Origin of the sequence: Amycolatopsis mongoliensis (genome assembly GCF_030285665.1) — a bacterium.
Taxonomy (GTDB): Bacteria; Actinomycetota; Actinomycetes; order Mycobacteriales; family Pseudonocardiaceae; genus Amycolatopsis; species Amycolatopsis mongoliensis.
Genome location: NZ_CP127295.1, coordinates 8,756,122 through 8,777,862, shown reverse-complemented (window position 1 = coordinate 8,777,862; position 21,741 = coordinate 8,756,122). Strand labels below are relative to the sequence as shown.

At 69.9% G+C, this 21,741-nt stretch carries 21 protein-coding genes and 1 pseudogene; 15 read left to right on the top strand and 7 right to left on the bottom strand.

Translation table 11 applies throughout. From position 1 onward, the window contains the following. The first annotated feature begins 139 nt into the window (after window positions 1-139). The 8 genes and pseudogenes from QRX60_RS42165 (at window position 140) to QRX60_RS42130 (ending at window position 8,773) form a co-directional block, all read left to right on the top strand. Window positions 140-1,945: an alpha-L-fucosidase gene (locus QRX60_RS42165; protein WP_285997061.1), complete on the top strand. Its 1,806-nt coding sequence runs from the start codon at window positions 140-142 to the stop codon at window positions 1,943-1,945. 111 nt (window positions 1,946-2,056) lie between these two features. Continuing rightward, on the top strand, window positions 2,057-3,913 hold the full coding sequence (locus tag QRX60_RS42160) for a beta-N-acetylglucosaminidase domain-containing protein (protein WP_285997060.1): 1,857 nt from the start codon (window positions 2,057-2,059) through the stop codon (window positions 3,911-3,913). Next, window positions 3,910-5,739 (top strand): glycoside hydrolase family 35 protein, encoded by a 1,830-nt coding sequence (locus QRX60_RS42155; RefSeq protein WP_285997059.1) that lies wholly within the window; start codon window positions 3,910-3,912, stop codon window positions 5,737-5,739. The genes QRX60_RS42160 and QRX60_RS42155 overlap by 4 nt, the downstream gene beginning before the upstream one ends. A gap of 54 nt (window positions 5,740-5,793) precedes the next feature. Beyond that, entirely contained in the window at window positions 5,794-6,402 is a 609-nt protein-coding gene (locus QRX60_RS42150) for a helix-turn-helix domain-containing protein (protein WP_285997058.1), read from the top strand. A gap of 67 nt (window positions 6,403-6,469) precedes the next feature. After that, window positions 6,470-7,272 (top strand): IS5 family transposase gene (locus tag QRX60_RS42145; RefSeq protein WP_285997057.1). Its coding sequence is split into 2 segments (ribosomal slippage): window positions 6,470-6,806 and window positions 6,806-7,272, totalling 804 coding nucleotides; the frame shifts between segments, so codons are not numbered across the junction. Window positions 7,273-7,312: 40 nt separating this feature from the next. Further along, window positions 7,313-7,468, top strand: a pseudogene (locus QRX60_RS51665) (IS481 family transposase); the annotation flags it as partial. A 67-nt stretch (window positions 7,469-7,535) separates the two neighbouring features. Next, window positions 7,536-7,859 carry a transposase gene (locus tag QRX60_RS42135; protein WP_285994936.1) on the top strand — a complete coding sequence of 108 codons (324 nt, stop codon included), beginning with the start codon at window positions 7,536-7,538 and terminating at the stop codon, window positions 7,857-7,859. Beyond that, complete coding sequence (locus QRX60_RS42130) at window positions 7,859-8,773, top strand: IS3 family transposase (RefSeq protein WP_285994935.1); 915 nt, start codon at window positions 7,859-7,861, stop codon at window positions 8,771-8,773. The genes QRX60_RS42135 and QRX60_RS42130 overlap by 1 nt, the downstream gene beginning before the upstream one ends. Before the next feature lie 276 nt (window positions 8,774-9,049). On the opposite strand, the gene QRX60_RS42125 is transcribed toward QRX60_RS42130, so the two are convergent. The 3 genes from QRX60_RS42125 to QRX60_RS42115 form a co-directional block, all read right to left on the bottom strand. Then, on the bottom strand, window positions 9,050-10,279 hold the full coding sequence (locus QRX60_RS42125) for an HNH endonuclease signature motif containing protein (RefSeq protein ID WP_285997056.1): 1,230 nt from the start codon (window positions 10,277-10,279) through the stop codon (window positions 9,050-9,052). Window positions 10,280-10,334: 55 nt separating this feature from the next. Continuing rightward, the gene (gene tnpC, locus QRX60_RS42120) at window positions 10,335-11,762 is read right to left on the bottom strand and encodes an IS66 family transposase (RefSeq protein WP_285997055.1); all 1,428 of its coding nucleotides are present in this window, start codon (window positions 11,760-11,762) and stop codon (window positions 10,335-10,337) included. A 762-nt stretch (window positions 11,763-12,524) separates the two neighbouring features. Then, window positions 12,525-13,721, bottom strand: a complete 1,197-nt coding sequence (locus tag QRX60_RS42115; RefSeq protein WP_285997054.1) for a hypothetical protein — start codon at window positions 13,719-13,721, stop codon at window positions 12,525-12,527. Window positions 13,722-13,873: 152 nt separating this feature from the next. On the opposite strand from QRX60_RS42115, the gene QRX60_RS42110 reads away from it, so the two are divergent. Continuing rightward, entirely contained in the window at window positions 13,874-14,011 is a 138-nt protein-coding gene (locus QRX60_RS42110; RefSeq protein WP_285997053.1) for a hypothetical protein, read from the top strand. On the opposite strand, the gene QRX60_RS42105 is transcribed toward QRX60_RS42110, so the two are convergent. Next, a complete protein-coding gene (locus QRX60_RS42105) occupies window positions 13,975-14,925 on the bottom strand; it encodes a hypothetical protein (RefSeq protein WP_285997052.1) in 951 nt (316 codons plus the stop codon). The genes QRX60_RS42110 and QRX60_RS42105 overlap by 37 nt on opposite strands. Before the next feature lie 175 nt (window positions 14,926-15,100). Here QRX60_RS42105 and QRX60_RS42100 point away from each other — a divergent pair, with 175 nt between their 5' ends. Genes QRX60_RS42100 through QRX60_RS42080 form a run of 5 tightly spaced genes read left to right on the top strand, consistent with a single transcriptional unit; the run spans window position 15,101 to window position 18,707 of the window. Further along, entirely contained in the window at window positions 15,101-15,349 is a 249-nt protein-coding gene (locus QRX60_RS42100) for a PLD nuclease N-terminal domain-containing protein (protein WP_285997051.1), read from the top strand. Further along, window positions 15,346-16,251, top strand: a complete 906-nt coding sequence (locus QRX60_RS42095) for an ABC transporter ATP-binding protein (protein WP_285997050.1) — start codon at window positions 15,346-15,348, stop codon at window positions 16,249-16,251. Before QRX60_RS42100 ends, QRX60_RS42095 begins: the two co-directional genes overlap by 4 nt. Next, window positions 16,248-16,922: a hypothetical protein gene (locus QRX60_RS42090; protein WP_285997049.1), complete on the top strand. Its 675-nt coding sequence runs from the start codon at window positions 16,248-16,250 to the stop codon at window positions 16,920-16,922. Before QRX60_RS42095 ends, QRX60_RS42090 begins: the two co-directional genes overlap by 4 nt. Before the next feature lie 25 nt (window positions 16,923-16,947). Next, window positions 16,948-18,066: a sensor histidine kinase gene (locus QRX60_RS42085; RefSeq protein ID WP_285997048.1), complete on the top strand. Its 1,119-nt coding sequence runs from the start codon at window positions 16,948-16,950 to the stop codon at window positions 18,064-18,066. Next, complete coding sequence (locus tag QRX60_RS42080; RefSeq protein WP_285997047.1) at window positions 18,063-18,707, top strand: response regulator; 645 nt, start codon at window positions 18,063-18,065, stop codon at window positions 18,705-18,707. Before QRX60_RS42085 ends, QRX60_RS42080 begins: the two co-directional genes overlap by 4 nt. Here QRX60_RS42080 and QRX60_RS42075 read toward each other — a convergent pair. The 3 genes from QRX60_RS42075 to QRX60_RS42065 all read right to left on the bottom strand — a co-directional run bounded on the left by QRX60_RS42075 (window position 18,704) and on the right by QRX60_RS42065 (window position 20,733). Next, window positions 18,704-19,261, bottom strand: coding sequence for a PadR family transcriptional regulator (locus QRX60_RS42075; protein WP_285997046.1), 558 nt, complete (start codon window positions 19,259-19,261; stop codon window positions 18,704-18,706). The genes QRX60_RS42080 and QRX60_RS42075 overlap by 4 nt on opposite strands. Before the next feature lie 6 nt (window positions 19,262-19,267). Beyond that, window positions 19,268-19,657, bottom strand: a complete 390-nt coding sequence (locus QRX60_RS42070) for a nuclear transport factor 2 family protein (protein WP_285997045.1) — start codon at window positions 19,655-19,657, stop codon at window positions 19,268-19,270. A gap of 332 nt (window positions 19,658-19,989) precedes the next feature. Then, window positions 19,990-20,733: an SDR family oxidoreductase gene (locus QRX60_RS42065; protein WP_285997044.1), complete on the bottom strand. Its 744-nt coding sequence runs from the start codon at window positions 20,731-20,733 to the stop codon at window positions 19,990-19,992. A gap of 134 nt (window positions 20,734-20,867) precedes the next feature. Here QRX60_RS42065 and QRX60_RS42060 point away from each other — a divergent pair, with 134 nt between their 5' ends. Then, window positions 20,868-21,737: an RNA polymerase sigma-70 factor gene (locus QRX60_RS42060; protein ID WP_285997043.1), complete on the top strand. Its 870-nt coding sequence runs from the start codon at window positions 20,868-20,870 to the stop codon at window positions 21,735-21,737. Window positions 21,738-21,741: the final 4 nt, after the last annotated feature.

Here is a 21,741-nt window from a genome sequence, read left to right as displayed (position 1 = left end):
GGGTCCGTGACTTGTCGACGACATTCGTTGTCATCTGGTCAGGTCTAGACATCCGATGGATGACCGACCTAGTCTGGCGTTCGTCCACCCCGTCTCGCCGCCGCCGGGCTCGTGGCCGCGGTCCGTCACGAGGAGAGCTATGACGTTTCGCGGTCTGGTCCTCGCGGCCGCCGTCGTTTCCAGCACGCTGGTGGCACTCCCGGCCGCCGCGACCGAGAGCTGTGGCGGGCCGGTCAAGCCGGCCAGCATCATGACCGTCGACGCCTGCGACAGCCCGGCCCGCATCGTCGCGAAGGCCGCCGCCGTCGTCCCGCGGAAGGGGCAGCTGGCCTGGCAGCAGCGTCCGGTCACGGCGTTCACGCACTTCGGGATGAACACCTTCACCGACCGCGAATGGGGTTCCGGCGCCGAGAAGGAAACCACCTTCGCGCCGCCGGTCGTCGACACCGCCCAGTGGATGCGGTCCCTCAAGGCCGCCGGGGTGACGCAGGTGATGCTCACCGCCAAGCACCACGACGGTTTCGTCCTCTACCCGACGCGCTACACGAACCACTCCGTGGTCGCGAGCCCGTGGTGGCTGACCCCCGGGTGCACCGACCCGGCCCGGGACGCGGCGGAGGCCGCGCGGGGCCAGGACCCGTCCGCCTACTGGCAGACGCGGAACACCCCCTGCGCCAACCCCCGCGGCGACATTCTGCGCGACTACGTCGACTCCGCCCGCGCAGCGGGACTCAAGGTCGGCGTCTACCTGTCGCCCGCCGACGGTGCCGAGCTGCCCAAGACGTTCTTCGCCGACGAGGTGCGGCGCATCGAAGCCAAGGTCGCCGCCGGGCAGCCGCTGAGCATCGAAGAGCTAGCCACCTACGAAGACCGCGCGAGCGCGCCGCAGGGCCAGGGCCGCTACGGCACGAACAGCCCGGTCACCCGGCGGACCATTCCGACGCTCGTGCCGCACGACGACCGCGCGACCGCGCTCGCCGCCGGGAAGCTGCCGCGGTTCACCGTCGACGAGGACGACTACAACGCCTACTACCTCAACCAGGTCTACGAGCTGTTCACCCAGTACGGCCCGATCGACGAGCTGTGGCTGGACGGCGCGAACCCCTGGCGCGACCACGGGATCAGCGAAACCTACGACTTCACCACGTGGTTCCGGATGATCCACGCGCTGTCCCCGGACACCGTCACCTTCGCCGGGCCCGCGGGCGTGCGCTGGGTCGGCAACGAGACCGGGCAGGCGCGCGAGACCGAATGGAGCCCGCTGCCCACGACCGGCGACCCCACCACCGCGCACAACGAGGAGCTGTTCCTCGGTGGGGCGACCGCCGCGGATCTCGGGTCGCGGCAGGTGCTGGCGGACCCGTCGGTGCGGTACCTGCAGTGGGCCCCGGCGGAGTCCGACGTCTCGATCCGGCCGGGCTGGTTCTTCCACCCCGGCGAGCAGCCGAAGTCCGCCGCGCAGCTCGTCGACGTCTACCGCCGGACGGTCGGGCGGAACTCGTCGCTGCTGCTCAACGTCCCGCCCGGCCCGGACGGCCGGATCGCGCCCGCCGACACCGCCGCGCTGGCCGGCTTCGGCCAGGCGATCGCCCGGACCGAGGGCCGCAACCTCGCCGTCGGCGCTCCCGGCGCCGTCACGGACTCGTCGGTCACCACGGCGGAACCCCTGGACCGCCCGCTCGACGTCCGGCTGCCCCGGCCGGTCACGTTCGACCAGATCCGGCTCGGCGAGGACATCACGCGCGGCCAGCACGTGGAAGGCGCGCTCGTGCAGGCCGAGATCGGCGGAACCTGGCAGACCCTCGCCACGGTGACCACGATCGGCTACACCCGCCTGGTCACGCTGCCCGCGCCGGTGACCGCCGGCCGGCTTCGCGTCGTCGTCACGCAGTCCCGCGCCACGCCGTACTTGGCCACCTTCGCGTTGTACCGCACCGCCGCCTGAAAGGGAGTTACCAATCCGACCAAAAGTAGGCCGGCCCTCGAGCGGTACGTGCCATTGCCACGAAAGCCATCCGGCCGTGACTGTGGTCGGATTAGTAACGAAAGGCACAGTATGACCCGCCGCCGAGCCCTGTTCGCCGCCGTCGTCACGGTGGCCGCCACCCTCACTGGAAGTGCACTACCCGCCGCCGCCAGCGGCGCGCTACCCGTCGTTTCGCCCACCCCGCAGCAGATCACCCGGACGTCCGCGGACGTGTCGCTGCCGTCGTCGGTCGCGCTCGTCACCGACGCCACCACCGACCCGGCGGCGAAGGACCTGCTGACCTCGTTGTTGCGCGACCACGGTGTCAGGACCGGTGGCCACGGGCTGCTCGTCCGGCTCGGAAGTGCCGGGACGGGCGTGCCCGAGCAGGCCGAGGGGTACGCGCTGAGCGTGTCCCGGACCGGGATCACCATCGGCGGCCGTGACGGCGCCGGGCAGTACTACGGCGTGCAGACGCTGCGGCAGCTGTTCGTCCGCTCGGGACACGGCTGGGCGGTGAGCGGCGCGGCCGTGCGCGACTGGCCGAACATGGCCCTGCGCGGGTCGATCGAGGGCTTCTACGGTCCACCGTGGACGACCGCGGACCGGCTGCGGCAGCTCGCGTTCCTCGGCGAGGTCAAGGCGAACACGTACATCTACAGCGCGAAGGACGACGCCTACCTGCGCGCGAAGTGGCGTGACCCGTATCCGGCGGACGAGCTGGCCACGCTCGGGCAGCTGGTGCGCTCGGCCACGGCCCACCACGTCGAGTTCACCTACGCGCTCTCGCCCGGTGTCTCGGTCTGCTTCTCCTCGCCGGCCGACATCGCGGCGGTCGAGGCGAAGTTCCAGGCCGTCTACGACCTCGGCGTCCGGTCGTTCTCGATGCCGTTCGACGACATCTCGTACACGAAGTGGAACTGCGACGCCGACCAGACGGCCTTCGGGGGTCCCGGCCAGGCGGCGGCCGGCGCGGCGCAGGTCTCGCTGCTCAACACGATCACCGAGCAGTTCGTGAAGACCCACGACGGCGTCCGTCCCCTGCAGACGGTGCCGACCGAGTACAGCGATCTGAAGGACTCGCCGTACAAGACCGAGCTGCGCGAGCACCTGGACCCGTCGGTGGTGGTGCAGTGGACCGGGACCGACGTCGTCCCGCCGAGCGTGACCACCGACGAGGCCGCGCAGGTGTCGGCGGTGTACGGGCGGAAGGTGTTCCTCTGGGACAACTACCCGGTGAACGACTACGGGCAGTCGGCCGGGCGGCTGCTGCTCGCGCCCTACGCGCAACGGGAAGCGGGGCTCTCGCGGTACCTCAACGGGATCGTCGCCAACCCGATGAACCAGGAGGCGGCCAGCGAGGTCGCCGAGTTCGGTGCGGCGGACTTCGCGTGGAACGACGCGGGCTACGCGCCTGCGCGGTCGTGGCCGCAGGCGCTCGCGCGTCTCGCGGGCGGCGACCCGCGGGCGTCGGCCGCACTGGCGGTCTTCGCGGACCTCGAACACCTCGCGCCGACGTTCGGCCCGACGCCGTGGCAGCCGCAGGCACCGGTGCTGGCCGCTCGGGTCGCCACGTTCTGGCAGCGCTGGAACGCGGGGGACCATCGCTCTTTGAGCGAGCTGCGCGCGTATGCGGTCCGGATCCGCGACGCGGCCGGCGTGATCCGCGGCGGCCGGGTGCAGAGCGCGTTCGTCGCCGAGGCGGGGCCGTGGCTGGACGCGACGGCGTTGTGGGGCGAGGCGATGGTGACCCGGCTCGACGCGCTCGCGGCGGCTTCCCGCGGCGATCAGGCTCGCGCCGACCGGCTCACGGCGGCCGCCGACGCGCTCGTGACGCGGGCGCAGGCGGTCAAGACGGGCAACACCAACCGGTGGGGGGTCCGGCAGGCGCTCGTCGGTGACGGCGTCCTCGACACCTTCCTCGCGCAGCTTCGGGAGCGGTCATGAACTCGGTGAGCAGGCGGAGCTTCCTCGGGGGAGCGGCGGCGATCACGGCGGGCGCGGTGCTCGCCGGCCCGACGGGCGCGGCGGGCCGCCGGGGCCTCTCGGTTTCCGGTGACCGGTTCCTGCTGGACGGCAAGCCGTTCCGGATCGTCTCGGGCGCGATCCACTACTTCCGGATCCACCCGGACCAGTGGCGCGACCGCCTTGCGCGGCTGAAAGCCCTGGGGCTGAACACGATCGAGACGTACGTGGCGTGGAACTTCCACCAGCCGAAGCCGGGCCGCGCCGACTTCAGCGGGTGGCGCGACCTGCCGGCGTTCGTCCGGATCGCGGGTGACCTGGGGTTCCAGGTGATCGTGCGGCCGAGCCCGTACATCTGCGCGGAGTGGGAGTTCGGCGGCCTCCCGGCGTGGCTGCTGGCCGACCGGAACCTGGAGCTGCGCTGCGCGGACCCGGCGTACCTCAAGGCCGTCGATGCTTGGTACGACCAGCTGATCCCGCGCCTGGTGCCGTTGGAAGCCCAGCACGGCGGCCCGATCGTGGCGGCGCAGATCGAGAACGAGTACGGCAGCTACGGCAACGACACGAGCTACCTCGCCCACCTGCGCGACGGCCTGCGCGGCCGGGGAATGACGAGCCTGCTGTTCGCGGCCGACGGCGCGTCCGAGTTCTTCATGCGCTTCGGCTCGCTGCCGGGCACCCTCGAGGTCGGCACCGGCGACGGCGACCCGGCGCCCAGCGTGGCCGCGATCAAGAAGTTCCAGCCGGGCAAACCGGTGATGATGGCCGAGTACTGGGACGGCTGGTTCGACCACTGGGGCGAGAAGCACACCACGCGCGACCCCGGGCAGATGGCGTCCTATGTGGATGCTCTGCTGGCGACGGGAGCCTCGGTGAACCTGTACATGGCATGCGGCGGAACGAACTTCGGCTTCACGAGCGGGGCGAACACCTCGGGCACGACGTACCAGCCGACGGTGACCAGCTACGACTACGATTCCCCGGTCGGCGAGGCGGGCGACCTGGGCGCGAAGTTCACGGCGCTGCGAGCGGTGCTCACGAAGTACACCGGCGTGCCTCCGGGCCCGGTACCCGGCCGCTCGGCCCGTTTGCCCGGTCGGACGGTGACGCCGTCGGGCACGGTGTCGCTGCTGGATTCGCTGCCGGTGCTGTCCGAACCGGTACGGTCGGCACAGCCGGTACCGATGGAGCGCGTCGGCCAGGCGACGGGCCTGATCCACTACCGCACGACGGTCCAGGGCCCGCATGCGGGACCGCTGAGCATCCACGGCCTGGCCGACCGGGCCCTGGTGTTCGCCGACGGCGAGCTACTGGGAGTCCTGGACCGCAACCAGCCTTCGGGGACGGTGAACCTCACGCTCACGAAGCCCGCGACTCAGCTGGACATCCTGGTCGACACGATGGGCCGGGTGAACTACGGCCCTTACCTGGCCGACCGCAAGGGTATCGACGGCTGGGTGGCGATGAGCACCCAGCAGAAGCTGTTCGGCTGGGAGATCCGCCCGCTGCCCCTGGACGACCTTTCCCGGCTGCGCTTCACCTCGGGCACGGCGTCCGGCCCGGCATTCCACCGGGCGACGGTCGAGGTGGCGAGTCCTGAGGACGGTTTCATCGCGTTGCCGGGGTGGGAGAAGGGCATCGTGTGGCTGAACGGCTTCAACCTGGGCCGGTACTGGAAGGTCGGTCCTCAGCAGACGTTGTACGCGCCGAAGCCGTTGTGGCGCCGGGGTGCGAACGAGATCGTGGTCTTGGAGCTGCACCAGGCGGGGGCGACGATCGAGGTCCGTCCGGAGGCAGACCTGGGATAGGTCCAAAACTGACAGAGGTTGTTGACAGTCTGGGCTCCTGATCAAGGGAGGCCCGTGGCTGAGCGAGTGTGGAGTGAGAAGGACCTGGTCAGGTGCGCTAACCGGCGCCTGGCCGTCCTGCGTCACGCCGAAGAGGTCAGCGGCAACGTCGCCGCAGCCTGCCGCTACTACGGCATCAGCCGCACGGTGTTCCACCGGTGGAAACACCGCTACGAAGACGAGGGCATCGACGGGCTGAAGGACCGCTCGAGTGCGCCGCTGTGCTGCCCGACGATCACCCCTCCCGATGTGGTCGAGAAGATCGTCTACCTGCGGCAGCACTACCACTTCGGCCCGCTGAAGATCGAGATGTACTTGCGTCGCTCCCACGATCGGAAGATCGGGCACTCGACGATCTACCGCATCCTCAAGCGCTTGGGCATGAGCCGGCTGCCCGCTTCCCAGTGCTACAAACGCCATCATCAGCGGTGGAAGCGGTATGAGAAGCAGCGCCCTGGCCACCAGCTGCAGATCGACGTCAAGTTCGTCGAGCCGATCACCGCCGACACCGGGCGGAAGATGCGGTACTACCAGTACACCGCGATCGACGAGTGCACCCGCCTGAGGATCCTGCGGATCTACCCTCGCTCCGTTCAGAAGACCGCGATCCAGTTCACCGACTAAGAGGTCAGTTCAGAATGAGTCGGCGTGTCGTCTTTGCCGGGGCTGCGGGGCTTTCGAGAATCTTGGTATGCGTGAGGAGGTCCTGACCGACCAGCTGTGGGAGCGGCTGGAACCACTCCTTCCGGTGCATCCGCGGCGGTTCCGCTATCCCGGCCGCAAGCGTGCCGACGACCGCGCCGCACTCGAAGGCATCCTGTACGTCATCCGCACCGGTATCGGCTGGAACCGTCTGCCGACGGCGTTGTTCGGCGCCTCCGGGGCCACCTGCTGGCGACGGTTGACCGAATGGCACGAGGCCGGAGTCTGGCAGCAACTCCATGAACGCCTGCTCGCCGAGCTGCGTGCCGCTGGGCTGCTGGACCTGTCCGCTGCGCTGGTCGACTCCACCCACTTGCGTGCTCTCAAAGGGGGGACCACACCGGGCCCAGCCCGGTCGACCGGCGCAAACCCGGCTCCAAGCACCACCTGATCACCGACGCCCACGGCACCCCGCTCGCGGTCACGCTGACCGGCGGCCATCGCAATGACGTCACCCAGCTGATCCCGCTGCTCGATGCCATCCCTCCGATCCGTGGCGTGGTCGGCAAGCCGCGTCGTCGGCCGCGTCGGCTCTACGCCGACCGCGGCTACGATCACGACAAGTACCGGCGCCTGGTCCGCGCCCGCGGCATCACCCCGGTCATCGCCCGCCGCGGCGTCGAGCACGGCTCTGGCCTGGGCACCATCCGCTGGCCAGTGGAACGCACCTTCGCGTGGCTCAAAGGCTTCCGCCGCCTGCGCATCCGGACCGAACGACGAGCCGACGTGCACCAAGCCGTCCTCAGCCTGGCCTGCTCCGTGATCTGCCTCCGCAAACTCATTCTGAACTGACCCCTAAGTGCTGTCCCGGCTGCCGTTCCAGGTGGAGAAGATCCAGACCGACAACGGGGCGGAGTTCCAGTCAGCGTTTCACCGGCACCTGCTGGACCAAGGCATCGGGCATGTCTACATCCGGCCCGCCACACCTCGGCTCAACGGCAAGGTCGAGCGCTCGCATCGCATCGACGCCGAGGAGTTCTACCACCTGTGAGGTTCACCCCGGGTAGTGGACACCGAGTTAGCAGGATCAGATGTCCTGCTGAAAGGATGTCCTCATGCCTGCTCGCAAGCGCCGGTCGTACCCGGCTGAGTACAAGGTCGAGGCTGCTCACCGTGTGATCGATTCCGGCCGCACGATCGCTGAGGTCGCCCGCGAGCTGGGCATCGACGCGGGCATGTTGAGTGTCTGGGTCAAAGACGAACGACGCCGGATCACCGCGGCTGAGGTCCACGGGGACAACCCCTTGCAGGCGGCCGAGCGGGCCGAGCTGCTGCGCTTGCGCGGGCAGGTGGCCGAACTGGAGAAGGACAACGCGTTCCTGGTAAAAGCTTCGGCGTACTTTGCCGCGATGCAGAAGAACCGGCCCGGTTCGCTCTGATGGCCAAGTACGCCGGCCCCGACGAGTTCGCCGAGACGGCCGGCTCCACCTCGCCGCAGCACACCCGGTTCTCGGTCCGGCGGATGGCGCGGCTGCTGAGCGTGTCGAGAGCCGGCTACTACGCGCACGCCAAACGCGCCGCGGCAAGGGTGCTGACGCCACGGCAGCAACGCCGCGCCGACCTCGAGGTGAAGATCACCGAGGCGCACAAGGACTCCCGCGGAACCTACGGGTCGCCGCGGATCACCGCCGAACTGCGTGACCAGGGCGAGGTGGTCACAGCGAAGACGGTCGCCAAGATCATGGCCTCGATCGGGCTGGAGGGCATCAGCCCGCGCACGTTCAAGGTGAAGACGACGGTGGTCGATCCGGCCGCGTCGTTCCCGCCGGATCTGGTCGACCGGCTTTTCGACCGGGGCCGGCTGGACGCGGTCTGGCTGACCGACATCACGTATTTGACGTGTGGTGAGGGCGCGATGTTCCTGTGTGCGATCCGGGACGGGCACTCTCGGAAAGTGTTGGGCCACAGTGTATCTGACCGTATCAGCGCTGAGATGGTCACGGACGCCATCCACGACGCGGTCGCCGCCCGTGGCGGTGAATGTCGCGGCACGGTACTGCATTCCGACCGCGGCGGGGAGTTCACGGCGCATCTGACGGCGCAAGCGTGCTTCCGGCACGGGCTGCGCCGGTCGATGGGCGAAACCGGTATCTGCTGGGACAACAGCCCGGCAGAGTCGTTCTGGTCGACGTTCAAACATGAGCACTACTACCGGCATGCCTACGCCACGAAGATGGAACTCGTTGCCGCAGTTGACAATTGGGTTCGTTTCTACAACAGTGTGCGGCGGCACTCCGCAATCGGGATGCTCAGTCCCGACAATTTCGAGCAGTCACTTCGCACGGCTGCCTGATCCCTCGTAAGCCCCTGTCCACCGTTCGGGGTGAACCTCACTGCTCGACGGTGTCGTCCTCGGCGACGTCGGCGTGTTCAACGAGAAGCTGAAGGAATGGGAGGACTACTACAACTACCACCGCCGCCACGGCGGCCTGGCCGGCCAGACCCCGTATGAGAGGCTGCCACAGAAGACCCCCAGCCCAGGGTGTCAACGACCAGAAGCAGCACCACAGGTGGGGCGTGGGTGTAGGCCCGTAGCCTGTGGCTGCGGGCCTTCCCGTTGTTCGGTTGGTCAGGCGGCGAAGGGTAGTGGTTGGTGGAGGTTGTTGCGCCTGGGTTTTCGGCGTTTGTCCAGGAACACCGGTGGCAGGAACTCGGGGAGTCCGTCGGGGGCGATGCGGACTTGCCAGCCGGAGCGGTGCAGCAGCCGGTGGTGGTGGCCGCACATCAGGACCAGGTTGCCCAGCTCGGTGGGGCCGCCATCTGCCCAGTGCCGGATGTGGTGGCCTTGGCAGTGGCGGGGTGGGCGATGGCAGCCGGGGAAGGCGCAGCCGCGGTCGCGTAGGTACAGCGCGCGGCGGAGGCCGGGTGAGACCAACCGCCGGAGGCGCCCGAGATCGAGGGGTTCCCCCTTGCTACCCAGGACTGCGGGGATGATCTGGCAGTCGCAGGCATGGATCCGGGCCTCGGCCGCCGAGATGCGGCCGGTATCACCCAACGTCGCCTGACCGACACCAGACTTCAAGTCCTCCAACGAGACCGCGACCATCACGTGCGCTCGTTCACCCGCCTGCATCGGCAGGTCCGGGGAATTCAGGGCGAGGTCGATCGCGTCGGAGAACGCGTCGCCGTAGCGTTCCTGTGGGGAGCGGAAGTCGGGGCCGTCGTCGGCCCTGCGGCGTTCGGCCAGGGAATCCAGCAGGGCACTGGCGCGGGCGCCGGTCTCGTCATCGAAACGACCGGTCAGTTCCCAGACCCCAGTTCTTCTACGGCGCAAGGAGAGTTCACGGCTGGGCGTGGCCGGTTCAGCCTCATCGGGTTCGGCGCCATCGGGATCGAGGTGCGCCACGATCCGCGCACCCAACGCAGCAACCTGCTTGTGCCCGGCGTCTTCGGCGAAGGACAGCAGATCCTGCTCGACGCGATCACGATGCTCGTGAGGAACCTGCTGCAGGACGCCGACAATGGAGTCGATCATCGGGTTGCTCAACCGCCCGCCTGAAGCAGCAGTACCGGTGGTGGGGGCAACCGCGGGTACAGGGCTACCGTCTAAAAGTCGGCCGGAGTTCAGGGCCCGGGCTCGCTTGACCGCAGTCTCAGAAGCAGCTTTGGGAACATCGGCGAGGTGCTCGAATAGCCGCGCAACGGACCGGTAGCCGAAGAGTTCCATGACCCCGCGCGACTCGATTTCCGCGAGCAGAGAACCGATCTCAGCCTCGGCAGACCGCACGACGGTGAGCAGTGTGGAGATGCGGTCGGCCAGGGCCACCGCATCTGCTTTCCACGCCGCTTCGCTGTCCACGCACCAAGATTACCGGCAGTCGCACGCATGTTCATCACACGAAAGGAGTAACTGTTCAGGTCATTTCGATAGTTGTTGGCAGCCAAGGGTTTCCGGTGACGGCGTCGCGGAGTGCGGTGATGATATGCAGGCCGTTCTTGCGGGCGGTGGAGATGTAGCCGCGCACGCGCAACCACACCTGGGCGCCGTGCTGGGTGCGCCAGCCGCCGGAGATCTTCAACTGGGCCTTGATCATCCGTAGGTCGCGTTCGGCTTGGTTGTTGGTGAACGGGACGGTGAGGTCGCGGGCGAACAGCAGCACTTGGTGCTGGTAGTCGCGCAGGCGTACCAGCAGGTTGCGGGTCTTGCTTTGCTTACGATGCCGGCTCGGTGGGTGCAGCAGCAGGCCGAGATGGATGGTGCGGACGAACCGGGAGATCAGCGGATCGACGATGTGGGCGGGGATGGCGTCCAGGCCGTCGTCTCGCGCGGCATGGGCAGCGGTGTTGAGTGCTTCGAGGGTTTTGATCGCGATCGTGGGCCAGGTGTGCTCGGGGTGGGCTTCGCCGGCCGCGACCAGTTCGCGCAGGTGGTGGGCGTTGCAGCGGGCGTGTTTGCGTCCGAAATCTTGATACGACATCAGCCCGTCATGGACCGCGACACCCCGGAAGTAGTTGAGGATCCCGAACTCGTCCATCGCCTCGCCACCACGCTGCCGGTGCGGCATGTAGGCGGTCAGGTGTGGGGTGCAAGCCACGTGCAGCCACCAGTTCTTCCCGTCGACCCGGATACCGGTCTCGTCGAAATGTGCCACCGGCGCTGCCCGCAATGCCTGCTCGACCTGCTCGGCGAACCCTTCGAGGTTGGCGGCGACGGGGGTGAGGACACCGGCGACCCAGCCGGTCGACACCGGCAACCCCATCAGGTCCGCCAGCAGCTGCGCGGTCCGCGCGACCGGGATGTGCTGGAAGGTCAGCAGATACACCGCCAGCGCGGTCACGTTCGGCCCGTAACACGCGGGTGCGGTCGCCTCGGCCGGCGCGGGCGCGGTGGTGACCTGGTGGCAGCCGCGGCAGCGCAGCCGTTGCAGGCGGTGCTCGGTCACCGACGGGCGCACCTCGGGCAGGTCCACCACCTGCCGCCGCATCACCCCCGCACGATCAGTGCGGCGCAGACCTGCACCGCACCCTGAACACGCCGACGGCGCATGCTCGACGATCCTGTCCGGGTTCTCGACCAGCGACAGGTTCGCACCAGGCGCACCGGGCTGCTTGCCCTGCTTGCGGCCGGTCCTGCTACGCAACGACTTCGGGGCGGGTTTGGCGAACCGGTCCGACGATGGCGGCATCGAGGAGTTACCCGAGTTCGTGCCCAACCGCCGCTTGAGCGCAGCGACTTCGGCCCGCAACGCGGCGATTTCCTCCCGCGCATGCGCGAGCTCTACCGCCTGCGCTGCGACCAGCGCGGCCAGCTCGTCATACGACGGACGAACACCTTCCCCCACAACAAGATCATCCCACAGGCCCGCTCACAGCCCGAAAACGACCTGAACAGTTACCGAAAGGATGATCACGACGAAGTCCGGCAGGGATACCGTTGCGTGGGGAATCGGCGCTCCCGCACCGAGCGGGAACCAAGAACAGCAAGCGCCGATTTCCCACGCCCCGGCGAAGCCGCATCTTTAGAACTCGCTGATCCCCACATGCACAAAGGCAAGCAGAGATCCAGGCCCAACAAGTAGACAGATCCCAAGCCCCCCGAAGAGAGGCTCGTCATGACGGAACATCTTGACGAGCAACCCCACAGCAAAGGCAACGGTGGCAACAAGAAGAGACAGCACAACAGCAGACATGAAAGAAGGCCCTCCGGGCAGCAGTGAGCACGACACCGAGAGTCGGTGCCGGGAAAGGAATTCAGCTCACAAAGCCCGGAGGCGCCCGACTGTGCCGCTCGAGGAGCGGAGCACCCACCGAAGACGACGAGCCGGACTGCTCGAGAAGTGACCACGGAGGAGCAACGAAAGGACCGGCCGAAGAAGGACAAACGGCCCAAGGGATCGAAGCCGGCAAACGCGGCACCGCATGCCGGCCCGGGACGAGGACGTGCGACTGCGAGGTGGCCACGGCCGGGCCCTCGAACCCGGCCGATACCGAGTGGACGACCGGCGCCCCGGAAAGGACCAGCAGGACAGCAAGCAGCAACCCGAGGCGGTGGTGCCGCCTCGGGTCGCGCTGCTGTCCGAAAGGTCCGATACGGTCAGGCTACCTCAGCCGCCGCCGTAGGTGGCTTGGGTGACCGCGAAGACGTTGCGGTTGCCCGCGCCTTCCTGCAGGGACCACAGCAGGTCGGCGCTGGTGTCGTCCTCCCAGTAGGAGAGGCTTTCGCCGCTGCCCACCCAGGAGAACGTGGAGGAGCCGGCGGACGGCGTCCAGTAGTAGAGCTGCTTCTGGCCGGACGAGTTGAACCACCAGCGCCCGTTGTGCGACGCCACGCCGTTGAGCTTGTACCAGGGCAGCTGCAGGGCCTGGCTCGCCGTCGTCGTGGCGGCGAAGGTGCCGGAGGAGGCGAACGGGTACCGGATCGCCCGCGGTGCGCGGTTCGGGTAGTCGGTGCACCCGGACGAGCAGGTGTACTCGGTCATCACGATCGACTTGCTCACCCGGTCGAGGGAGATCGACGACCACGCGAGGTTCGTGCCCGACGTCGTCTTCGAGGTGATCGAGCCGACCTGCGGCAGGACGTACGCGTAGTTGTGGGCGTAGTACGTGCTGCCGGTCTGGTGCCCGATCTGGTCGGCCGTGCCACCCGTGTCGGTCTTCAGGATCTTCCGCATGTCGAAAACCCGCATGCCCTTGCCGGTGTCGGCGACGTACAGGTAGTCGCCGTACCAGGAGACGCCGCCGGCGTGGATCGGGATGTCCTTGAAGTCCGGGGCCGCCGCGGTGCCGGTCGGCTCGACGAGCAGGACCTTGCGGTACTTGTTGGGGTACGTGGCGTCCCAGTCGACGAGGGTGATCCGGCTGCGAGCCTGCGCGCCGTCGCAGCCGTCCTTCGTGTACCAGCTGACCAGGACGAGCTGGTGCCCGTCGTAGTTGCCGCTGTTGGCGGTGCCGACCGCGTCGCGGCTGGTCGTGATGCCCTGCGGGTAGTTCGCGCAGTCGGAGTTGTCGCCGCTGTCGAACCGGAACCCGGTCGAGAGCCCGGCGAGGGAGAACGACGACGGCAACGCCGTGCGGTCGTGGTTCGCGTTGTCCATGACCGTGTGGACGGCCGCGGTGCCGAGCTTCGAGACGAGTGCCGAGTTGACCGTGTCGAACTGGTTGTAGTTCGCGGTCAGGGTGTACTGCGAGGCGGGCAGCGTGGTCGGCCCGGCCGCGGCGAGGGCCGACGACGGTGCGGCGACCAGGCTCGCGAGGACGCTTGCCCCGACGGCGGCGTTCAGTAATCGGTGGCGCAATGACATGAGACCCCCAGTAGTCCGATCAATGCCCGGTACAACCTAGAACCGGGCGGGGTGAATGGGCAACAGCTTCGTGGTGAAAAGGGGAAGATCTTTTCGGCGGTCGTCTCACATTGAGACCTGCGGGGCGCGGGCGGCGTGCTGTGATCACTGCCATGGAGCCCGAACCCGAATCGGAACCCGACGAGCACCGGGTGTGCTTCGAGCGCACCCTGGTGCCCGCCGGGTGGCAGATCGACTTCGAGAACGCCGGTGACTACCAGCTGGACGGGACGTACGCCCAGCCGAGGTAGTCGGAGCGCTGCGCGTAGGTGCTGGTCTGGTACACCGACGGGCCCGTGCTGATCGCGACCCCGCCGCCGAGGGCGAGCATGATGTGCCCGTTGCTGGTGGTGCTGGTGAAGAACACCGCCGCGCCGGCCGGGGCGACCGAACCCGTGTGGATGCGGCCGTTGGCCTTCTGCCACTGGTAGTGCGTGGTGGCCGAAGCGAACCGGCCGCTGGTGCCGAAGGCGCGTTCGACGAACAGCTCGCACTGGTTGTTCCAGTCGGTGTGGCCGAGCCGGGCCTTGGCGAACGCGATCGCGCTGTCGGCCCGCGGGTCCGCCGGGAACGCCGTGCCGCCCGCCTTCAGGCCGTCGGTGTCGCAGTGCGGGACGCCGCTGACGAACCCGTCTGTCCCGGTCTTGATCAGCGCGTCCGGCACCCACAGGTCGTCGCTGGTGAAGTCCCAGATCTCGTCCGACGCGGTGGCCTGGCAGACCACCGGCACCGACGCGCCGGTGAGGTACTTGTTCGCGACGCTGCCGGCCGCGTCGGCCGCGTCGCCCTTCTGCGCGCGGCCGTTGAGGTCGGCCTTGGCCGGAAACGCGTGCGGCGTGGTGCACTGCGGCGCGACCATCGACGTCGAGCCGGTCTTGACGTAGGCATCGGGCACCCACAGGCCGTCGGTGGTCAGGTCCCAGATGCTGCTGCCGCCGTACGCCGGGCCGGTGTCCTGGCAGGCCAGCGTCACCGACGTGCCCGAGGGGTACATGTTCGCGATGCGCTGCTTGCCCACCGCGACGTCCGGGTCCTTGACGGTGCGACCGTCCACTGTGGTCGTGACGGGGTAGGTCGACGCGGCCTGGGCGGCCGGTGCGGCCAGCCCGGTGAGGGCGACGCCGAGGCCGATCGTGGCCACCGCCGCCTTGAGTGTGGTTCTCACTTGTCCTCCAGAACGATTCCGTGCGGCGAATCGTCGGCGGACGCCGTACAAGAGCCGTACAAGCGGGCCGGGCGGCCTAGTACTTTCCGCCTAGCGCGGAGTCGCCGAAGATCGGATGTGCTCCGGCGCGCGATCGGCGATCTTGGATGCGAGAGACCGACGTGAGGAGAGACCCATGCATCCGGCCGCCCTGATCCAAGGCCACGAGGAAACCTGGTCGTGGCTCGTGCTCGGCCTGACCGGTGCCGTCCTGCTGGCCTTCGCCGTGCTGTTCCTGGCCGCCCTGGTCAGCATCCTCGGCTCGCGGCTCACCGGCGGCATGAAGCTCGTCTGGGTGATCTTCGCCTTCTGCGCGCCGTTCCTGGGCAGCCTGCTGTGGTTCGTGTTCGGCCGTCGTGACGCGTACGAGCCGGTGCGCCGGTGATCGTCGCGGAAGGGCTCGCGAAGACCTACCGCGGCGGCTCCGGCGTCGAAGACCTGTCCTTCACCGTGCGGCCCGGCGTGGTGACCGGCTTCCTGGGGCCCAACGGCGCCGGCAAGTCGACGACGATCCGGCTGATGCTCGGGCTGACCCGCGGCCGCGGCCGCACGACCTTCGGCGGCCGGACCTACGCGGCGGTCCCCGGTCCACTGCGGACGGTCGGGGTGCTCACCGACGCCGCGGCGGTGCACCCCGCGCGGCCGGCCGCCGCGCACCTGCGGATGGTCGCCGCGGGCGGGGGTCTGCCGGCGCGACGCGTGCGGGAGGTCCTCGCGACCGTCGGCCTGGAGCCGGTGGCCCGGCGGCCTGCCGGCCGGTTCAGCCTCGGCATGAAGCAGCGGCTGGGCCTGGCCACGGCGCTGCTCGGCGACCCGGAGTACCTGGTCCTCGACGAGCCGGCCACCGGGCTCGACCCGGAGGGCGTGCGGTGGATCCGCGACCTCCTGCGACGGCTGGCGGGGGAGGGCCGCACGATCCTCGCGTCTTCGCACCTGCTGGCCGAGATGTCGCTGCTCGCCGACGACCTGATCGTCATCGGCGCCGGGCGGCTCGTCTCGGCCGGGCCCCTCGAGGAGTTCGTCCGGCGGCACGCGCGCGCCGACGTCGTGGTCCGCGTCGACCACCCCAGCGTGCTGATGGTCGCCTTGGCCCGCGACGGGCTGCGCGTGCGCCAGGAAGCCGCTGCCGAGCTGGTCGTCGACACCGCCGCCCCGGAGCGGGTGGCGGCGATCGCCGCCCGGGCGGGGGTCGGCGTCCGGGAGCTGTTCGTGCGGCGGAGCGGGCTGGAGGACGCCTTCCTCGCCGCGACCGCGGCCGCCGTCCGGCACCGGGGGGAGCTGCCGTGAAGAACGCACTGGCCTACGAATGGGTGCGGGCCCGCTCGCTGCGGTCGACGTGGCTGCTCCTGGCCGGTGCCGGGGTGCTGCAGTTCGCGTCGGGCCTGTACTGGGGCCTCGACCGCGACCTCGACGCGTTCACCTCGGCGTTCGGCCTCGTCGACCGGCTGGGGGCGCTGCTGCTCGCCGCCGTCGGTGCCGCCGCGTTCGGGCTCGACCACCAGCACGGCACCCTCGCGACCACCCGGCTGGTGCTGCGCTCGCCGGCCCGGATCGTCGCCGCGCGGGCGCTGGTCGCCGGCGGGCTCGGCCTGCTGGGCGGGGTGCTGATGGTGGTGCTGACCGCCGCCGGGGTGCTGACCGGCGGGGGCGCCCTGCCTGCCGGCGCGGGGGCGGCAGGCAGGGCGGTGGGCGGGGTGCTCGCGCTGACCGCCCTGTCCGGACTCGCCGGGGTGGCGCTCGGCGGGCTGCTGCGGCACACCGGGCTCGCCGTCGGGGTGTTCGCGGTGTGGACGTTCGTCGGGGAGACGACGCTGGCCGCGCTGGCCCGGGTGCCGATCACCGTGCTGCCCTTCGGCGGCACGGCCCTGTTCGCCCTGCCGGGGACCGCGGTGTTCGGCGCGCTGGTCGTGCTCGCCCTGGGCGCGACCACGTTCACCCTGGCTCGCCGTGACGGCTGATCCGGCGCGCCCTAACCTGAACACGATGAAGCGCTGGCTGAGCTGGTGGGACGGCCGGGTCGTCCTGCTCGCGCTCGACGTCGCGGTGGCCGCGGCCGTGATCGTGGTGACCTTGACCGGCGGCGACCCGCGTGACCCGCACCCGGCGCTCTACGTGCCCGCGGTGCTCGTCTCGGGGCTCGCCCTGCTGGCGCGGCGCCGGTGGCCGTTCCTCGTGCTGCTGGTCGCGGTGGCGTGCATGCCGGCCGGGGTGACGCTGCTGCCGCTGATGGTGGCGCAGTACTCGGTCGCGGTCCGGCACGGCGTCAGCTGGGTGACCGGGCTCGCGGTGGTCGTCGCCGGGGTCGCGGGCAAGGTCTTGCCGGTGCTGAGCGCTCCGGAGAGCTTCACCCAGGTCGTGATCGTGCTGGGGTTCTTCGTGTTCGGCCCGGTGCTGGCCGGGCTGTGGATGCACCAGCGCGCGGCGCTGCTGGCCGTGCTGCGGGACCGCGCCGAGGAGGCCGAGCGGACCCGGACGCTGCTGGCCGACCAGGCCGTCTTCGCCGAACGGCGGCGGATCGCCCGCGAGATGCACGACGTCGTCGCCCATCGCGTGACGGCGGTCGCACTGCAGGCGGGCGCGCTGTCGCTGCGGGCGCCGGACGAGAAGACCGAACAGGCCGCCGAGACGATCCGGGCCACCAGCGCGACGGCGCTCGACGAGCTGCGCGCCGTCCTGCGCGTGCTGCGCGACGACGCCCCGGCCGAGAGCGGCCCGGGCGTGCTCGCGTCGCTGGAGGACCTCGTGGCGCAGGTCACGGCGACCGGAGCCCGGGTCGAGCTGACGCTGCCCGACCCGCTGCCCGTGGTGCCCGACCAGGTCGGCCGGGCCGTCTACCGGGTGGTGCAGGAGTCGTTGACCAACGCGGGCAAGCACGCGCCGCACGCGGCCGTCGACGTCCGGCTCGCCGTCACCGGGGAGCGGCTGGCGGTCGAGGTGACCAACCGGCTGACTCCGCACGGCAGCGCCGTCCCGGGGTCCGGGTACGGCTTGGTGGGTATGCGTGAACGCGTCGAGCTGGCCGGGGGCGACCTGCGCACCGGCCCGACCGGCGACGGCCGGTTCCGGGTGTCGGCGGGGTTTCCGGTCGGGGAGGGCGTGTGACGGTCAAGGTCGTGCTGCTGGAGGACGAGGAGCTGGTCCGCAGCGGCATCCGGATGATCCTCGAGTCGGCCGACGACGTCGAGGTGGTCGCGGAGGACACGAACGGCGCGCGGGCGGTCGAGCTGACCGACCGCTACCGGCCGGACGTGGTGCTGACCGACGTCCAGATGCCGAAGGTGGACGGCATCGAGGTGGTCCGTCGCCTGGCCGCGCACCCGGCGGCGCCGGCGGTGGTGGTCCTGACGACGTTCGACGTGGACGAGTACGTGTACGCGGCCCTGCGTCACGGCGCGGCGGGGTTCCTGCTGAAGGACACGCCGCCGCGCGAGCTCGTCACCGCGGTCCGGGTGGCGGCCCGCGGCGAGGCGATGCTGTCCCCGAAGATCACGAAGCGGCTGTTGACGGACTTCGCTTCCGGGGGAGGGAGTTCGCGGGCCCGGTCCCGGCTGGCGGAACTGACCCCGCGCGAGCACGACGTGGCTGTCCACATCGGACGCGGGCTCAGCAACGCGGAGATCGCGAAGGCGCTGGTGGTGAGCGAGTCGACGGTGAAGGTCCACATCGGACACATCATGGCCAAGCTGGAGGCGGCGAACCGCACCCAGGTGGCGATCCTGGTGCACGACGCCGGTCTGAGCTAGCGCGCCGCCCGGCGTTCGAGGATCTTCAGGGACTGCTCGCACCAGCGGAGGTTCTCCCGCTCGAACGACAGTCCCCGCATCAGCGTCAGGTACGGCCCGACCCGCTCGGCCTCCGCGAGGTAGTCGTCCTCGAACCGGCCGTCCAGCAGGCGCGCGCGAAGGCGCTCGTAGCGGGCGATCTTCGTCTCCGCCCGGGTCATGCGCTCCTTCAGCGCCTGGCGCACCGCCGCCTCGTCGCCGGCATCGACCGCCTGGACCTGGATCAGCAGCTCGTCGCGGATCACGCCGGGGCGTGGGGGACGCGCCGTGAAGTCGCGGAGGGCCAGAGCGCCGGCCTCCGTCAGGGAGAACAGCCGCTTGTCCGGCCGCTTCTCCTGGCGGACCAGCCGGGCGCGGACCAGGCCGTCCGCGGCCAGCCGGTCCAGCTCGCGGTAGAGCTGCTGCGGCGTCGCCGGCCAGAAGTTCGCCACCGACGCGTCGAACCCCTTCGCCAGGTCGTAGCCCGACGCCTCGCCCTCCAACAGCGCCGCCATCAGCGCGTTGCGCAGTGACATAGTCAACTAGTTGAGTGCTTCGCGCTGGATCCGGTCGAACTGGGCCGCCATCGCTTCCGACAGTGCCTGCGCGGCCGAGAGCGGCCGGACCATCACCGTGAACTCGTCGATCAGCCCGTCGTCGTCGAAGTGCAGGAAGTCGCAGCCCTCGACGCGCGTGTCCCCGATCCGCGCCTCGAAGACGAGCGCGTGGTCGCGACCTTCGCCGCCACTCAGCTCGCGCACGTACCGGAAGTCCTCGAACACCCGCAGCACGCCGCGCAGGATCGCGGCCGTGATCGCCTTGCCCGGGTACGGCTTGAACGCCACCGGGCTCCGGAACACCACGTTCTCCGCCAGTGTCGCGGCCATGGCGTCGGGGTCCCGGGCCTCGACGGCGTTGCGGAAGCTGGTCATGCCTCACCTCACCTAGTCAACTTGTTGAGTATGAGCATACCCTTCGGTGACCGCTCGACCCACAGCCTCAGCACAGCTCCGGCACAGCGTGCTCAACGCCGACCCGGACCACGACGGCGTCTGGTGTCGCGCGTCCGAGGTTCGTTGACAGCGGCCCGGCCCTGCGCGCCGAAGTGTGTCGGGCGCCTCGGATCTGGATCTGTCGAAGGGTCGCGGCGGCTGGTCCGACGACATGAATGAGTCATTCATGTCGTCGGACGAGGTGAATGGGTCATTCACTGCATCGCGGCCGGGGCTGCACGGGTGGCGCCGGGCCACCCGTGCGGCCGGCGTCACGAGCGGGTCAGCCAGTCGGCGAGCTTCGTCTCCGCGAGCTTCGCGCCCGGCCCGGGCAGGAGATCCTCCGGCCCCGGCACCGCGCCGAAGTACGGCGCCTCCGGGTCGGTGACGACCTCGCGCGGGTCCTGGCGCGCGGTCAGCACGGTGCGGACCCACTCGTCGAGGCCGAAGACCTCCGGGCCGGCGATCTCGGTGAGGCCGCCGACCGGCTGCCCGGCCGCGGTCCGGGCGACGGCCGCGGACACCTCGGCCGCCGCCATCGGCTGGACGCCGGCGCCCGGCAGCCGCACGACGCCGTCGGTGGTCGAGGTGTCCGCGATCCCGCCGGCGAACTCGAAGAACTGGGTCGCCCGCACGATCGAGAACGGCAGGCCCGACTCGGTGATCAGCTTTTCCTGCGCGACCTTGGCGCGGAAGTAGCCGACGTCCGGCTGCCGGTCCGTGCCCACCACCGACAGCGCGACGTAGTGCGTGACCCCCGCTTCCTTCGCCGCCGCGACGAGGTTCCCGGTCGAGGTGCGGAAGAAGTCCATGACGTCGTCGTCGGCGAACGACGGCGAGTTCGACACGTCGATCAGGACGTCCGCGCCCTGCAGCACCTCCTTCAGCCCTTCACCGGTCAGGGTGTTCACCCCGGTGCTGGGGGCGGCGGCGACCGCCTCGTGGCCGTGCTCGGCCAGCCGCGCGACCACGTTCGTGCCGATCAGGCCGGTTCCGCCGATGACGACGACCTTCATGTCCGTTCCTTCCGCCAGGCGCGCCCGGAATGGCCGCGCACCGACTACGACAAGACAGCCGGTGGATTCGTGACAAAGCCCCACCGGCGATACGCTCCCGTCCGCATCCGCCGCTTCGAAGGGATCCGCACCGCATGCAGGACCTCGACGACGCGACCGCCGTCTTCGCGGACGTGCGGCCGCGGCTGTTCGGCATCGCCTACCGCATGCTGGGCAGCGCCGCTGACGCGGAGGACCTGCTCCAGGACGTGTGGCTGCGCTGGCAGGCCAGTGACCGGGCCGCGGTGCGCAACCCGGCGGCCTACCTCGCCACCGCGACCACCCGGCTGGCGATCAACGCGACCAAGACGGCCTACGCGCGCCACGAGACCTACGTCGGCCCGTGGCTGCCGGAGCCCGTGGACACCTCGGCCGATCCGCAGCTGGGGGCCGAGCGGGGTGCCGCGCTGGAGCTCGCGGTGCTGCTCCTGCTGGAGAAGCTGACGCCGACCGAGCGCGCGGCCTACGTGCTGCGCGAGGCGTTCGACTACCCGTACGTCCAGATCGCCGAGATCGTGCAGACGACGGAGGTCGCGGCCCGTCAGCTCGTCAGCCGTGCGCGGAAGCACCTCGCCGCGGAACGGCGCGCGCCGGCCGGGCTGACCGAGCAGCGGCGGCTCCTGACCGCGTTCGTGACCGCGGCCCAGGAAGGCGACTTGTCGACATTGGAGGAGCTGTTCGCGGCCGACGTGATCAGCTACTCCGACGGCGGCGGCGTGGCCCGTGCCTCGCGCATCCCGGTCCGCGGCGCGACGACGGTGGCGAAGTACGTCCGCGCCTTCCACGACCGCTTCTGGGTGGGCGTGACGGTGACCCCGGCGCTGGTCAACGGTGCGCACGCGATGCTGCTGTCCCGCGACGGCGAGGTGTTCACGGTGCTGACGGTGACCGCCTCGGCCCAGGGCATCGACCAGGTGCTGTGGATGATGAACCCCGGCAAGCTCAAGGCGGTCGCCGCCGTATAACGCC

Bases quoted from the DNA above. Each gene is read 5' to 3' on its own strand.
- QRX60_RS42115 (WP_285997054.1), bottom strand. From the start codon at position 13,721: ATGTCATTGCGCCACCGATTACTGAACGCCGCCGTCGGGGCAAGCGTC.
- QRX60_RS42085 (WP_285997048.1), top strand. From the start codon at position 16,948: ATGAAGCGCTGGCTGAGCTGGTGGGACGGCCGGGTCGTCCTGCTCGCG.
- QRX60_RS42110 (WP_285997053.1), top strand. From the start codon at position 13,874: ATGGAGCCCGAACCCGAATCGGAACCCGACGAGCACCGGGTGTGCTTC.
- QRX60_RS42155 (WP_285997059.1), top strand. From the start codon at position 3,910: ATGAACTCGGTGAGCAGGCGGAGCTTCCTCGGGGGAGCGGCGGCGATC.
- QRX60_RS42130 (WP_285994935.1), top strand. From the start codon at position 7,859: ATGGCCAAGTACGCCGGCCCCGACGAGTTCGCCGAGACGGCCGGCTCC.
- QRX60_RS42100 (WP_285997051.1), top strand. From the start codon at position 15,101: ATGCATCCGGCCGCCCTGATCCAAGGCCACGAGGAAACCTGGTCGTGG.
- QRX60_RS42135 (WP_285994936.1), top strand. From the start codon at position 7,536: ATGCCTGCTCGCAAGCGCCGGTCGTACCCGGCTGAGTACAAGGTCGAG.
- QRX60_RS42065 (WP_285997044.1), bottom strand. From the start codon at position 20,733: ATGAAGGTCGTCGTCATCGGCGGAACCGGCCTGATCGGCACGAACGTG.
- QRX60_RS42075 (WP_285997046.1), bottom strand. From the start codon at position 19,261: ATGTCACTGCGCAACGCGCTGATGGCGGCGCTGTTGGAGGGCGAGGCG.
- QRX60_RS42160 (WP_285997060.1), top strand. From the start codon at position 2,057: ATGACCCGCCGCCGAGCCCTGTTCGCCGCCGTCGTCACGGTGGCCGCC.
- QRX60_RS42060 (WP_285997043.1), top strand. From the start codon at position 20,868: ATGCAGGACCTCGACGACGCGACCGCCGTCTTCGCGGACGTGCGGCCG.
- QRX60_RS42165 (WP_285997061.1), top strand. From the start codon at position 140: ATGACGTTTCGCGGTCTGGTCCTCGCGGCCGCCGTCGTTTCCAGCACG.
- QRX60_RS42070 (WP_285997045.1), bottom strand. From the start codon at position 19,657: ATGACCAGCTTCCGCAACGCCGTCGAGGCCCGGGACCCCGACGCCATG.